The following is a 12,463-nucleotide window of genomic DNA, read 5'->3' as shown; positions in this document are numbered from 1 at the left end:
CTCCGTCTGCTCGATGAGCCACAGCGCGCCGGCCGTGGATCCGAGCATGCTTCTGAGCATCCATTCCGAACACAGGAGGTTACCGTGGCCAAGGGCTACTGGGTCAGCGTCTACCGCAGCATCGCGGACCCCGAGAAGCTGGCTGCCTACGACAAGCTGGCCGGTCCAGCCGTCAGGGCCGGGGGCGGGCGGGTGCTCAGCCGCGGCAGCCGGGTCGCCGTACACGACGCCGGAATCGCCGAGCGCACCATCCTGATCGAGTTCGACAGCTTCGAACAGGCGGTCGCCGCACGCGCGAGTGCGGCCTACCAGGAGGCGCTGGCCGTCCTTGCCGACGGCGTCGAGCGCGACTTCCGCATCATCGAAGGCCTCGACTGACGATCGAGGCTGCGTCGGCGACGAAAACGAAGCCGGCTGCGGGGAGCACCCCGGCTCGTCAGCGCGCCGCACCGTCGCGAACAGCGTCAGGCCAGTGGCATCGGCGGTGATGTCCAGTCCGGCGACGGTTCCGGCGGCGCGGCGGCGCGGCGGGGTGCAGGAGAGCCGGGTCGGCTCGGCGCAGGTCGGCGGCGCCTCCGGACGCTATCAGCAGGATGCGGCGGCCGGTGGCGCGCGCGGGGGCCCTGCTCGGGACGTCCGCCGGGTCGCTCCCGTGTGCGGACTCGATGAGTGCGGCCTGGTGGGCAATCTTGTTGCGGTGCTGGGCGTCCAGGAACTGGGCCTGCCCGCGCCGGGTGTTGGTGGCGAAGGCCTGGTAGCGCATGCCCTTGGCGAGTTCGTAGGGCGAGGCGTCCTTGGTGTGGCGTGGGTGCAGGGGCTCCTTGGGCGCCTCTTCTTTTCGTCGCACACTCCGTCAACAAGCCCGGCTGCCCTGGCGAAGCACCGAGGTCAGTGTGCGGCCGAGTCGGGATCAACGCCCCGGCTCCGTAGCCGGGCGCGGACACGCTCCCACCGATCAGCGGGAAGGTGCCACCCGATCACCGATCCGGTGTCACTCGCGCAGAAGGAGAGTCCCGACCCGGACGGGCCCCAGACCTCTGAGGAGATGGTGTGCGGCACCAGGGTGATGAACCATTCGCGCTGCCGTTCGTCCGTGAGATCCAGGACGACGGCGGTCTCTCCCTCCCGGGCCCCCGTCGCGTCGGTGATCGCGGCGAGGGCGGCCTGGGCGTCCAATGGCCAGGGGAGGTCCGAGATCAGATCGATGTCGACCGAATCCGCACTCGGGGCGACCTCCCGGATCACCTCCTCAACCACCATCTGCCGCGCCTCAGCAGTGACCCCGTCCAGGAGGAGGAGCTCAAGCGGTACCGGCTTCTGATCGTTGCGGCCCCGGCGGCGCCATTCGAATCCGGCGAGTGTGCGCGCGAGTGAGCGATCGAAGGCCGCCACCTGGAGGAACTGCTCCACGCCGACCGGGCCACGAAGGCCCCCGCCGCCCCGATCGACGCCCAGTGACAGCAGGTCGCTCGGCTTGGCCGGGACGATACGGGGGGCCGGGCATCGGGGGGACGGCGGGCGGGACGGTCAGGACTTCCGTTCAGGGCTTCCTGCCGACGGCGGCCAGGATGCTGACCCGGTCGCCGTCCGGTGCGGGCTCGCCCTCGGGGCGCCAGAACGGGCAGAGGACGAGGCCGGGTTCCAGCAGCTCCACCCCGGTCAAGAACTGGGACACCTCCTCGCGGGTGCGCAGGTTCATCCCGGCCGGGACCTTGCTGTAGGCCACGCCGACGCCGGCCACCTCCTGGTCCGTCAGCGCCTCGCCGGTGACATGGCTGACCACGACATAACTGCCGGACGGCAGGGCGTCGATGAGCTTGGCCACGATCTCACCCGGCTGTTCGCTGTCCTTGAGGAAGTGCAGGACCGCGACCAGCAGCAGCGCGACCGGGCGGGTGAGGTCGAGGGTCTCGGTCACCTCCGGCGCGGCCAGGATCTTCTCGGGCTCGCGCAGGTCGGCCTGCAGGACCCGGGTGACCCCGTGCCCGGCCCCGGACATGAGCGCGCGTGCGTGCGTCAGCACGATCGGGTCGTTGTCGACATAGACGACCCGGGCCTCGGGGTTGGACTTCTGTGCGGTCTGGTGGGTGTTGCCCGCCGTGGGGATGCCGGTGCCGATGTCGAGGAACTGGTCGATGCCCAGCTCGGCGAGGGTGGACACGGCACGTTGCAGAAAGGCCCGGTTGGCGCGCACCGCGGTGCGGCCGCCTTCGCCCATGGCCAGGATCGCCTCACCGGCTTCGCGGTCGGACGGGAAATGATCCTTACCGCCGAGCAGGAAGTCGTACACGCGGGCGGGATGGGGTATCTCGGGGTGCAGATTGGTCGGCTCCCCGACACCCTTGGCTGCTTCGGTCATCCAGTTCTCTGACACGGATGGGCCGACCTTCCTCTCGCGGCGGTGTCGTGATCGACAGCGCTCAGCCTAACCCGCCGCAGCGGTCTGCCTGCTGACCACCTGCCAACTCACCTCCCAGTGACCGGGGGAGGGAATCCGACCGTGACGGTCAGTCCGCCGCCCGGTTCCGCGGTGGCGGTGAGGTCGGCGTCATGGGCGGTGGCGATGGCCTGCACGATGGACAGGCCGAGCCCTAGGCCGGTCTCGATGACCGGTGGATCCCCGAGCTTGGACCGCAGCCGGCTGATCGTGATCTTCACAGCATGGGTGAACGGGTCCGCGGCCTCGTCCCAGACCCGTTCGAGCAGTTCCTCGGCCGAGACGGCCCGGCCGCCGGAGGCGAGCAGCAGCTCCAGCACGCCGAACTCCTTGGGCACCAGCTCCAGCCGCCGGTCCCCGCGGCTGGCCCTCCGCCGCGCGGTGTCGACCACGAGGTCGCCGTGGCGGACCACCCGTGGCGCGGCCGGGTGGGCCCGGCGGGCCGGCGCGCCGATCCTGGCGACCAGCGCGGAGAAGTCGAACGGCTTGGGGAGGTAGTCGTCGGCGCAGACGGTGTCACCGTGCATCCCGGGCAGGTCCCGGTCGAGGACGATCACGTCGTAGTCGTTGCACAGCGCGCGTTCGAGCCCGCTCAACCCGTCGAACGCCACGTCCACGGCCATCCGCGCCATCTCCTCGTCGTCCTCCACGATGAGCACCCGCACCAGCCGCCCCCTGCTTCCGCCTCGACCCCAGTATGTTCCGCTCGGGTTTCCTCAGGGTTTCACTCGGAACTCCGCACGACCCCGGTTTGCCATTCCTAGGATTCCTCGTTTATATCGAGGATCTCTAGGAAAATGAGGGGGACGCATGGCTCGGGCAGGGCTGACGGCGGAGCGGGTGACCATCGCCGCCGCCGAACTCGCGGACCAGGTCGGGCTCGACCAGGTGACCATGTCCCAGGTGGCGCGGCGGCTCGGCGTGAAGGACGCGAGCCTCTACACGCACGTCCGCAACCTGGAGGATCTGCGCGGACGGATCGCCCTGCTGGCGGCGGACGAGAAGACCATCCGCATCGCGGAGGCGACCGCAGGACGGGCCGGCAAGGACGCGCTGGTCGCGTTCGCGAACGCCTGGCGGGAGTACGCCCACCAGCATCCAGGCCGCTACACCGCCACGCAGACCCCGATCCGGATCGACCCCGAACTGGCCGCGAAGGCGCCGGGACCGCGGCGCGCGGTCGAGTTGACCTACGGCATGCTGCGTGGCTACGGGCTGGCCGAGCCCGACCTGACCGACGCGGTCCGGTTGCTGCGCAGCACCTTCCACGGATTCGTGGCCCTGGAGGCCGCGGGCGGGTTCGCGGACCGGCGTCCGCCGCAGCGTTCCTGGGTCCGGGGCCTCGACGCCCTGCACACCCTGCTGCAGCACTGGCCCCGGTCCGGGGAACAGGACGACTGAGCGCGCGGCAGCTCAGCCTCGGTCGAACCAACGCCAGGGCTGGAACCAGTAGCCGAAGCCCTCCCAGGGGAGGCCGTCCTGGTCCCGCAGTGCGGGGGGAACGAGGAAGCCAGGACGGTTGAGGCGGACGACAGTACCGGTGAGGACGAGCGACACCAGCAGCAGGCCGCCGGAGAGGACGTACCCCACGTCGCAGAGCGCCCGGAGCCAGCCGCTGGTCCGGGTCCGGTAGGTGTCACAGAGGACCACCGAGGTCATCGACCAGTAGCTGACCGCCAGCGGCAGGATGGCGCGACGATTCGCCCGGGCATGCTGAAGCAGTTGACCGCCCGGCGGTCCCGCCGGCCGGGGCGGCTTGGACGGCAGCCGCCAAGCGCGCCTGACCCCGAGCACGGCCATGACCAGCACGATCATCCACAGGCCGATCAGCGTTGCCCCGACCGCATGACTCATGGCGCCCCCTTGTGTGGAGCCGCCAGTATCCAGGGCCCGCTCAGCCTGCCCGGCGGCGGTTGCCGATCAGCGCTTCGGCGGCTGCCACGCCGGAGGCGGTCGTGGCGCCGTGGGTGACGATGTGCAGGGCCCCCGGCGCCACGTGCCCCGGGAGGCCCATCTCCACGACGATCGCGTCGGGGCGGGCCCGGACCAGCTCGGTCAGGGCCGCGCTCATCCAGTCGTGCCGGGAGGCGTCGCGGACGACCACGACCAGCGGACGGCCGGTGGCCGGCTTCAGCGCCAGCTGGTCCAGGACGCCTGCCAATAGACCGAGTTGCTCGGGATGCACCCGGACGGAGGTCGTTCCGGGCAGCCGCTCACGCAGCGGCGCGGCCACGCCCCACGGGGTCTCGTTGCCGATGGCGAGGTTGGTCCTGGGCACCAGCTCGACGACGTGCGGGGCGGAGGCGATGGGCAGCAGCTCCTCGGCGGGCCCGCTCAGCCGGATCGCGCGGCGGGCGGCCGCGAAGCCGATGTCGCCGCGGATCGCACTGATCGGCACGCTCCGCCCGAGTCCGGCGGACCACACGGCGAAGTCCCGTACCCGGTCGGCGGCTTCACGCAGCCGACCCTCCGTCAGCTCGCCCGAGCCGAGGGCGGCGAGCAGGGCGCCCGACAGCAGGTCGACCGTCGCCTCGTCGGCGCGCTCGCCGCCGACGCAGACGGCGTCGGCACCCGCGACGACCGCGCCGACGGTGGCGCCGTCGACGCCGTAGCGGTCGGCGACCGCGCCCATCTCGATCCCATCGGTCACCACCAGGCCGTCGAAGCCGAGTTCCTTGCGCAGGAGGTCGTTGATGAGGGTGGGGCTCAGCGTCGCCGGGTGCTCCCGGTCGTGGGCGGGCACCAGGAGGTGCCCGGTCATCACCACCCGAACTCCCGCGTCCAGTGCCGCGCGGAACGGCGGGAGGGAGACGGCGGCGATCTCCTCGGCGCTGGCGTCGTAGCTGGGCAGGCCGTGGTGGGAGTCGACCGCGGTGTCGCCGTGGCCCGGGAAGTGCTTGGCGCAGGCGGCCACGCCCGCTGCCTGCAGGCCGCGGATCCACGCGGCGGTGTGGCGGGCGACCAACTCGGTGGTGGCGCCGAAGGAGCGGAGGCCGATGACGGGGTTACGCGGGTTGGAGTTGACGTCGGCGCTGGGCGCGTAGTCGAGGCTGACCCCGGCGGCGTGCAGTTCGCGGCCGATGTCGCGGGCGACCGACTCGGTGAGTTCGACGTCGTCGATCGCGCCGAGGGCGAAGTTGCCGGGACGGGTGGAGCCGGTCCAGGCCTCCAGGCGGGTGACGTCGCCTGCCTCCTCGTCGATCGCAATAATCAACTCCGGGTTCTCGGAGCGCAGTTGCAAGGAGAGACGGGCCACCTGCTCCGGAGAGGCGATGTTGCGGGAGAACAGCACGACGGACGACAGGCCGTCCCCGATGGCCCTCAGCAGCCAGTCCGGCGCCTCCGTGCCGACGAATCCTGGTTGCAGGACCGAGAGGGCGAGACGTCGAAGCTCAGGGTCGGTCTGCGCGGGCCTGCTGGAGGTCATCGACTGGGCCTTCCGGGATCGGAGTTGTCTGCGTCGACTACGTCGTTCCATCTTGGTACGGACCAATGGATACTGGATATTGGTAGGGACCAACTGGGGTGTCAAGGGTGCTGCCGGTGTTCCTCTCCCCAACCGGCTCTGGCCCGGGGCAGAATGGCCGGATGGTGGAACCGGTGCTCCATGGGCCCAGGGACGGCGAAGGGCCGACCCGGTGGTACGGGCCGGTCGGCGTGGTGGCCGTGCTGTCCGATGTGCACGGCAACGTCCCGGCGCTGGCGGCCGTGCTGGCCGAGCCGGACGTGGGGTCGGCCGACCTGGTCGTCATCTGCGGTGATCTGACCTGGGGCCCCGAACCGCAGCAGACCTATGAACTGATCGCCGCGCTCGGCGCCCGCGCGCTGTGCGTGCGCGGCAACGCGGACCGGTACGCCGCGGAGATCGGCGCCGGGATCCGGGACGCCGGACGCCCGCGCGAGGCCTGGATCCCGGCCCGGCACTCCGCCGAGGCGATGGCCTTTCTGCAGGCGCTCCCCTTCTCGGTGGTGGTGCAGGTCGGCTCACTGGGACCGGTGCTGTTCTGCCACGGATCCCCGCGCAGCGACCATGAGTTGGTGACCCCCGGCACGTCGGACGAACGCTTCGCCGCGCTGACCGCCGGCGTCCGGGCGCGCACTCTGGTCACCGGACACACCCACCTCCAGTTCGACCGCACCGTCGCGGGTCGACGCAGCGTGGGCCCCGGGAGCGTCGGGCTGCCCTTCCACCGGGGCGTGCCCGGAACCGCCTACTGGGCCCTGCTGGGCCCCGACGATGTGCGGCTCCGCAGCAGCCGCTACGACGCGGACGAGGCGGTGGCGCGGACCCGGGCCTCGGGCGACCCGTCCGCGGAGACCATCGTGACCCTGCTGACCTCGCCCCCGACGCCCGAGGAGATCGTCACGGACGCGGAGAGCCGGGTGTTCTCCGACTGAGGGCTGCGGCCAAAGACTGCGGGTTGAGGGCGGTCCGAGGCGCCGTCCGCCCGGAGCGGGCGTCGGCGATGGTCGCATAGCGGGGGAATCGGCCGGCGGCGTCGGCGGCGCGCAGCAGCAGGGCGATGGTGCGGTGGGTGTAGACCAGCCGCAGCCAGCCGCCGTGGTCCGCGCAGCGGTCCTGGGCGTGTTCCAGCACGTGCAGGGGAGAGCTGTCCATAAAGGTGACCTGGGTGAGGTCGACGATCACGCGGTACAGGTGGCGTTCGCCCGGCGTGCCGGCGAGTCTGCTCCTGAGCGCGGCGCCGACGCGGAGATCGAGCTCTCCGCGCAGGCTGACGGTCCTGCAGGGAAGATCGGCGGACGGGGCGGTGGCAGCCATGCGGGCTCCTGGGATTCGCCATGCGCGTGCAGTGTGCCGGGCAGGCGCGGCCGGGGTCCGGGGCTACGCCTCCCACCGTACGGGCTGCCTCCGACAGAGCACAGACTGTCACCGGAACTGGTGGCCGGTGTTCAGCGATGACCGCGGCGTGCCTTCTCCTGCTACAGTGGTGTCTGTTGCAGTTGTGGTTCCCATGAACTTATGTGTGCGCCTGCTGGTTGTAGCCAACGGGCGCATTTTTGTTTTCCCGGACATCGTCCGGGCTGGTCATCATCACGGCGGCGCGGGATCCGTGACGTACGGATCCCGGTATCAGGCCCCCATCAAGGAGTTACATATATGGCTACTGGCACTGTGAAGTGGTTCAACGCGGAAAAGGGCTTTGGCTTCATCGAGCAGGACGGTGGCGGCGCTGACGTGTTCGCCCACTACTCGAACATCAACGCCCAGGGCTTCCGCGAGCTGCTCGAGGGCCAGAAGGTCGAGTTCGACGTCACGCAGGGCCAGAAGGGCCCGCAGGCCGAGAACATTCGTCCGCTCTGAGTTCCATCTCCGCGGCCGCTGAGGCTGCGAAGCTCCTGCCCGCACCACGGACCAACCGTGGTGCGGGCGGGTGGCACCATCTGATGCACCATTCCGGCCCTTTGCCTGGGCCTCTCTGGCTCCGCCACCGGCGACCGAAGTACGGTTCGAGGTTTCTGCCGCCCCTTGTGGGTGTGCGCCGACCGTAGGTGACGTGCCGCACGGTTCTACCGTCCACGCCCCGCATTCATACTTTTCTGGCTCGTTCGTGCGATCTCCCCGCGCCCTCGTCGGCGCGGCTCGGAGCCGTCCTCGACGCGCGCCACATTCGAGGAAGGTCATCCCATGATCCGTTCCAGCCATTCGTCCGACCGCAGTTCCAACCCCCGTGCCCGCTCGGCTTCGCGTGCCGAGGGCTCCGGCTCCTCCTACGGGCAGCGCAGCGGCTCCGGCTCCTCCTACGGGCAGCGGAGCGGTGGCGGCTCGCGCTCCTCGTCGCCGAGGGGGCGTCAGGGATCCTCTCCGCAGGGTGAGTTCGCGCTCCCGGTCAGCACCACCCCGGCGCTTCCCGCAGTGGAGGCGTTCAGCGAGCTGGACATGCCGAACGCCCTTCTGCAGACCCTCGCCCTGCAGGGTGTGACCGCGCCGTTCCCGATCCAGGCGGCGACCCTGCCGAACTCCCTGGCCGGGCGGGACGTCCTCGGCCGCGGCCGGACCGGCTCGGGCAAGACCATCGCCTTCGGCCTCGCCGTCCTGGCCCGCACCGCCGGACGCAAGGCCGAGCCGCGCCAGCCGCTGGCCCTGGTCCTGGTGCCCACCCGCGAGCTGGCCCAGCAGGTCACCGACGCGCTGACCCCCTACGCCCACGCGGTCCGGCTCCGTCTTGCCACCGTGGTCGGCGGGATGTCGATCAGCCGTCAGGCCCAGGCGCTGCAGCGCGGAGCCGAGCTGGTCGTGGCCACCCCGGGCCGGCTCAAGGACCTGATCGAGCGCGGCGACTGCCGGCTCGACCAGGTCACCGTCACCGTCCTGGACGAGGCCGACCAGATGGCCGACATGGGCTTCCTGCCCCAGGTCACCGAACTCCTGGACCAGGTCGCCCCCGGCGGGCAGACCATGCTCTTCTCCGCCACCCTGGACCGCAACGTCGACCGCCTGGTCCGCCGGTTCCTCAAGGACCCGGTCACCCACTCGGTCGACCCCTCCGCCGCGACCATCAGCACCATGGAGCACCACCTGCTCCATGTGCAGGGCCACGACAAGAACGCGGCCATCGCCCACATCGCCTCCCGCGACGGCGGGGTCATCATGTTCACCGACACCCGGCACGGCGCCGACCGGCTGGTGCTGGAGCTGCTGGCCAAGGGGGTCAAGGCCGCGGCCCTGCACGGCGGCAAGTCCCAGCCGCAGCGCACCCGCACCCTGGAGCAGTTCCGCAACGGCCAGGTCACCGCGCTGATCGCGACCAACGTCGCGGCCCGCGGCATCCATGTCGACGGTCTTGACCTGGTCGTCAACATCGACCCGCCGACCGACCACAAGGACTACCTGCACCGCGGCGGACGCACCGCCCGCGCCGGGGAGTCGGGCACCGTGGTCACCCTGGTGCTGCCGAACCAGCGCCGCGAGATGACCCGGCTGATGCACACCGCCGGCATCACCCCGCAGACCACCCAGGTCCACTCCACGGACGCCGAGCTCGCCCGCATCACCGGTGCCTGCGTGCCGACCGGGGTGCCCGTCGTGATCAGCAACCCGGTGGTCGAGCGCCCCCGCCGCAGCGGCAGCGGCTACGGCCGCAGCAACCAGCGCAACCGCCCGGCCGGCGCGGGCGCCCGCGGCGCGCAGGGTGCCCAGGGCGGCTCCCGCGGCCAGGGCCCGCGCCGTCCGCGGGTCGCCGCCTAGGGTCCCGCTCCCGGGGTACGCGTCCTGCTGCACGGCAGTGCTGCACGGCACTGCCGCGCAGCACTGCCGCACGGCACGCGATCCCAACGGACAGGACCGGGCCCTTGAGTACGATCATCAGCCGCCTCGACGGCTACCAGCGGCGGCACCACTGGCTCGGCCTGCCGCTGGCGGTCGTCTACAAGTTCGTCGAGGACCAGGGCACCTACCAGGCGGCCCTGCTGACGTACTACGGGTTCGTGTCCCTGTTCCCGCTGCTCCTGCTGCTGACCACCGGGCTCGGCTTCGCCCTGCACGGCAACCCCCACCTGCAGCAGGAGGTGCTGGACTCGGCGCTGGGCCAGTTCCCGGTCATCGGGGACCAGATAGGCGCCAACATCCACTCCTTCCACGGCAACACCTTCGCCCTGGTGGTGGGCATCGTCGGCAGCCTCTACGGCGCGCTGGGCATCGCCCAGGCGGCGCAGAACGCGCTGAACCGGATCTGGGCGGTGCCCCACTTCCGCCGTCCCAATCCGCTCAAGGGGCGGCTGCGCAGCCTGATCCTGCTGGGCCTGCTCGCGGTCGGGGTGGTGCTCACCAGCGCCCTGGCGGCGCTGTCCGCGACCTCGCACGTCTTCGGCGTCGACATCAGCTGGGCGGCCCGGATCGGCGCCGTGGCGCTCTCGGTGGCCGTGAACGCGGCTCTGCTGCTGCTGACCTACCGGGTGCTGACGGCTCGTGCCCTGAAGGTGGCACAGCTGTGGCCGGAGGCCCTGGCCGGGGCGGTGGTCTGGCAGCTGCTGCTGGCGGCCAGCACCTACAGCGTCAGCCACACCCTGCGCGGCTCGACCCCCACCTACGGCATGTTCGCCATCGTGCTCGGCCTGCTCACCTGGCTCTACCTGGGCGCGCTGACCTTCGTCCTGTGCGCGCAGAGCGCCACGGTCCGCGCCCGCCGCCTGTGGCCCCGCAATCTGCTGGCGCCCTTCACCGACGACATCACCCTGACCGGCGCGGACAAGCGGGCCTACACCTCCTACGCCACCACCGAGTCCTACAAGGCCTTCGAGGAGGTCCGGGTCGAGTTCGACCAGCTGCCGCCCCCGCAGAATCCGCCGCCCGCGGCCGCGGCCGAAGACTGAACGCCGAGGGTCAGCCCTCCCGGGCGGCACTCACCGCGGCGGTGGCGCCGGGGCGGCGGCTGCGGCGTCGGCGGGCAGCAGGGCGAAGACGTCGCTGGTCCCGGTCATCTCCGTCAGGGCCAGGAACGAGGGCGGCAGCGGCGGAACGAAGCTCAGACCGGGATCGGCGTGGGCGTCCAGCAACAGGGCCAGGATGTCGACGCTGATCCGGGTGACCGCGGACAGGTCCACCACCAGCGGCCGTCGTGCGTGGCGGGCCCGCCGGGTGACGGCGCTCAGGCAGGCCTCGACCCGGCGGTCGAGCACTCCGCGGAACACGAGCACGGTGCTGGTGTCCAGGGGCCAGCGGGCGGCGTCGGCCCCGGGGGGCGCGGTGCTCGGGACGCGCGGCGTGGCAGGGCTGCTCACATGGTGCCTTCCCGTCGGGTGGACCACCGGCCCACCCCAGGACGTCCACCTACCCGGGTCTGGGGCGTCCACCGCGGTTGGGCCCTGGTCGGTCATTCCGCGGTGGGGATCCGCAGGGCGAGCAGCACGGTGTCGTCACCGGCCCGCTCGTCGGCGACCTCGTCGGCCAGGTGCTCCAGCAGGGCCGGCAGCGGCATGGACGCGCCGGCCGCGAGCAGGGCGGCGGTGTGGTCGATGGCGCCGTCCAGGTCGTGGCCGACGCGTTCGATCAGCCCGTCGGTGTAGAGCAGCAGGGTCGCCCCGGGCTCCAGCACGACCTCGTGGTCATGGCGTTCGGTCGCGGGCAGGGCGTGGTGCAGCAGCGGGCCGTGGTCGGTCAGCCGGGTGACCCGGCCGTCGGGGTGCAGCAGCAGCGGCGGGGGGTGTCCGGCATTGGTCCAGGTCATGGTCCACTGGTCGTTCTCGTGGTGGATGTGGGCGTGGACCAGAGTGCCGGAGGCGGGCAGCGGCAGCACCCGGCAGGCGTACTCCAGGGCGGCCAGCGCCGAGGCGGGGCCCTCGCCGTTCTTGATCAGGACGGACTGGCGCAGCATGCTGCGCACCTGTCCCATCAGGGTGGCGGCGTGGATGTCGTGTCCGGTGATGTCGCCGACGGTGATGGCCACCCCGGGGTCGCGGTCGGCGTGCGGATGGGGCAGCGGGAAGGCGTCGTACCAGTCGCCGCCGACCATGTCGTCGACCGAGGCGGGGCGGTAGAGGGCGGCGATGTCCATGCCGGGCAGGGTGGGCAGATCGGTGAGCATGGCCTGCTGCAGCTGGTGCGCGACGTGGACGCGGGCGTCGAGGAAGACCGCGCGTTCCACCGCCTGGGCGGTGTAGCCGGCGATGGTGGTCAGGACGGCCGCCTCGTCCAGGCCCACCACGTGGGCGGTCTCCCAGCCCAGGACCAGGACCCCGACCGGGCCGCGCGCCGCGATCAGCGGCAGGCAGACCGCGGACCCGATCCCGACGGCGTCGAACGCCGCCACCGCCGCAGGCTCGTAGTGCTGTTCGAGGTGGACCCGGTCGGGGACGGTGACCATGCGGCGCTCGCGCAGTGCCTGCGCGGCGGCGAAGCCGGCGCCCCGGGCCAGGCGGTCGACCGACTCCGCGGGGTCCACGGTGTCCGGGTCGGGGAGGCGGTACAGCTCATCGCCCTCCAGCCTGAATCTTTCACCGCAGCGGCCCGTTGATCGTGTGCCCGGGTTGTCGCTTTTGCTCTGCCTGGCGGGCTTCGCCGGGTAGGGC

The 12,463-nt window shown here is 71.6% G+C and carries 15 protein-coding genes; 6 read left to right on the top strand and 9 right to left on the bottom strand.

Annotated features, from left to right (window positions below; all coding sequences use genetic code 11):
• The first annotated feature begins 84 nt into the window (after window positions 1–84).
• On the top strand, window positions 85–378 hold the full coding sequence (locus tag ACXKR8_RS07085; RefSeq protein WP_458267085.1) for a DUF1330 domain-containing protein: 294 nt from the start codon (window positions 85–87) through the stop codon (window positions 376–378).
• 58 nt (window positions 379–436) lie between these two features.
• On the opposite strand, the gene ACXKR8_RS07080 is transcribed toward ACXKR8_RS07085, so the two are convergent.
• The 4 genes from ACXKR8_RS07080 to ACXKR8_RS07065 all read right to left on the bottom strand — a co-directional run bounded on the left by ACXKR8_RS07080 (window position 437) and on the right by ACXKR8_RS07065 (window position 3,102).
• Window positions 437–847, bottom strand: coding sequence for a hypothetical protein (locus ACXKR8_RS07080; protein WP_458272034.1), 411 nt, complete (start codon window positions 845–847; stop codon window positions 437–439).
• A gap of 41 nt (window positions 848–888) precedes the next feature.
• Window positions 889–1,410: a hypothetical protein gene (locus ACXKR8_RS07075; RefSeq protein ID WP_458272033.1), complete on the bottom strand. Its 522-nt coding sequence runs from the start codon at window positions 1,408–1,410 to the stop codon at window positions 889–891.
• Window positions 1,411–1,540: 130 nt separating this feature from the next.
• On the bottom strand, window positions 1,541–2,374 hold the full coding sequence (locus tag ACXKR8_RS07070; RefSeq protein WP_458272032.1) for an SAM-dependent methyltransferase: 834 nt from the start codon (window positions 2,372–2,374) through the stop codon (window positions 1,541–1,543).
• A gap of 92 nt (window positions 2,375–2,466) precedes the next feature.
• The gene (locus ACXKR8_RS07065) at window positions 2,467–3,102 is read right to left on the bottom strand and encodes a response regulator transcription factor (RefSeq protein ID WP_458272031.1); all 636 of its coding nucleotides are present in this window, start codon (window positions 3,100–3,102) and stop codon (window positions 2,467–2,469) included.
• A gap of 145 nt (window positions 3,103–3,247) precedes the next feature.
• Between ACXKR8_RS07065 and ACXKR8_RS07060 the strand changes: the two genes are divergently transcribed.
• Window positions 3,248–3,838: a TetR/AcrR family transcriptional regulator gene (locus ACXKR8_RS07060; protein WP_458272030.1), complete on the top strand. Its 591-nt coding sequence runs from the start codon at window positions 3,248–3,250 to the stop codon at window positions 3,836–3,838.
• Window positions 3,839–3,850: 12 nt separating this feature from the next.
• Here the strand turns inward: ACXKR8_RS07060 and ACXKR8_RS07055 are convergent, their stop codons facing one another.
• Both ACXKR8_RS07055 and ACXKR8_RS07050 read right to left on the bottom strand, forming a co-directional pair.
• The gene (locus ACXKR8_RS07055) at window positions 3,851–4,291 is read right to left on the bottom strand and encodes a hypothetical protein (RefSeq protein ID WP_458272029.1); all 441 of its coding nucleotides are present in this window, start codon (window positions 4,289–4,291) and stop codon (window positions 3,851–3,853) included.
• A 40-nt stretch (window positions 4,292–4,331) separates the two neighbouring features.
• On the bottom strand, window positions 4,332–5,864 hold the full coding sequence (locus ACXKR8_RS07050; protein ID WP_458272028.1) for a glycoside hydrolase family 3 protein: 1,533 nt from the start codon (window positions 5,862–5,864) through the stop codon (window positions 4,332–4,334).
• Window positions 5,865–6,025: 161 nt separating this feature from the next.
• Here ACXKR8_RS07050 and ACXKR8_RS07045 point away from each other — a divergent pair, with 161 nt between their 5' ends.
• Window positions 6,026–6,835, top strand: a complete 810-nt coding sequence (locus tag ACXKR8_RS07045; RefSeq protein WP_458272027.1) for a metallophosphoesterase family protein — start codon at window positions 6,026–6,028, stop codon at window positions 6,833–6,835.
• Here ACXKR8_RS07045 and ACXKR8_RS07040 read toward each other — a convergent pair.
• The gene (locus ACXKR8_RS07040) at window positions 6,801–7,217 is read right to left on the bottom strand and encodes an STAS domain-containing protein (RefSeq protein WP_458272026.1); all 417 of its coding nucleotides are present in this window, start codon (window positions 7,215–7,217) and stop codon (window positions 6,801–6,803) included. The genes ACXKR8_RS07045 and ACXKR8_RS07040 overlap by 35 nt on opposite strands.
• 339 nt (window positions 7,218–7,556) lie before the next feature.
• Between ACXKR8_RS07040 and ACXKR8_RS07035 the strand changes: the two genes are divergently transcribed.
• The 3 genes from ACXKR8_RS07035 to ACXKR8_RS07025 all read left to right on the top strand — a co-directional run bounded on the left by ACXKR8_RS07035 (window position 7,557) and on the right by ACXKR8_RS07025 (window position 10,768).
• Entirely contained in the window at window positions 7,557–7,760 is a 204-nt protein-coding gene (locus ACXKR8_RS07035; protein WP_034090357.1) for a cold-shock protein, read from the top strand.
• Window positions 7,761–8,084: 324 nt separating this feature from the next.
• Window positions 8,085–9,644 carry a DEAD/DEAH box helicase gene (locus tag ACXKR8_RS07030; protein ID WP_458272025.1) on the top strand — a complete coding sequence of 520 codons (1,560 nt, stop codon included), beginning with the start codon at window positions 8,085–8,087 and terminating at the stop codon, window positions 9,642–9,644.
• Between the two features lie 104 nt (window positions 9,645–9,748).
• Window positions 9,749–10,768 (top strand): YihY/virulence factor BrkB family protein, encoded by a 1,020-nt coding sequence (locus ACXKR8_RS07025; protein WP_458272024.1) that lies wholly within the window; start codon window positions 9,749–9,751, stop codon window positions 10,766–10,768.
• A gap of 30 nt (window positions 10,769–10,798) precedes the next feature.
• Here the strand turns inward: ACXKR8_RS07025 and ACXKR8_RS07020 are convergent, their stop codons facing one another.
• Window positions 10,799–11,176, bottom strand: a complete 378-nt coding sequence (locus ACXKR8_RS07020; RefSeq protein WP_458272023.1) for an STAS domain-containing protein — start codon at window positions 11,174–11,176, stop codon at window positions 10,799–10,801.
• A gap of 92 nt (window positions 11,177–11,268) precedes the next feature.
• Window positions 11,269–12,336 carry a PP2C family protein-serine/threonine phosphatase gene (locus tag ACXKR8_RS07015; RefSeq protein ID WP_458272022.1) on the bottom strand — a complete coding sequence of 356 codons (1,068 nt, stop codon included), beginning with the start codon at window positions 12,334–12,336 and terminating at the stop codon, window positions 11,269–11,271.
• Window positions 12,337–12,463: the final 127 nt, after the last annotated feature.

The organism is Streptacidiphilus sp. PAMC 29251, assembly GCF_054208735.2.
This window is presented reverse-complemented; position numbering and strand designations above follow the sequence as displayed.

Bases quoted from the DNA above. Each gene is read 5' to 3' on its own strand.
- ACXKR8_RS07050 (WP_458272028.1), bottom strand. From the start codon at position 5,864: ATGACCTCCAGCAGGCCCGCGCAGACCGACCCTGAGCTTCGACGTCTC.
- ACXKR8_RS07035 (WP_034090357.1), top strand. From the start codon at position 7,557: ATGGCTACTGGCACTGTGAAGTGGTTCAACGCGGAAAAGGGCTTTGGC.
- ACXKR8_RS07045 (WP_458272027.1), top strand. From the start codon at position 6,026: ATGGTGGAACCGGTGCTCCATGGGCCCAGGGACGGCGAAGGGCCGACC.
- ACXKR8_RS07060 (WP_458272030.1), top strand. From the start codon at position 3,248: ATGGCTCGGGCAGGGCTGACGGCGGAGCGGGTGACCATCGCCGCCGCC.
- ACXKR8_RS07055 (WP_458272029.1), bottom strand. From the start codon at position 4,291: ATGAGTCATGCGGTCGGGGCAACGCTGATCGGCCTGTGGATGATCGTG.
- ACXKR8_RS07030 (WP_458272025.1), top strand. From the start codon at position 8,085: ATGATCCGTTCCAGCCATTCGTCCGACCGCAGTTCCAACCCCCGTGCC.
- ACXKR8_RS07040 (WP_458272026.1), bottom strand. From the start codon at position 7,217: ATGGCTGCCACCGCCCCGTCCGCCGATCTTCCCTGCAGGACCGTCAGC.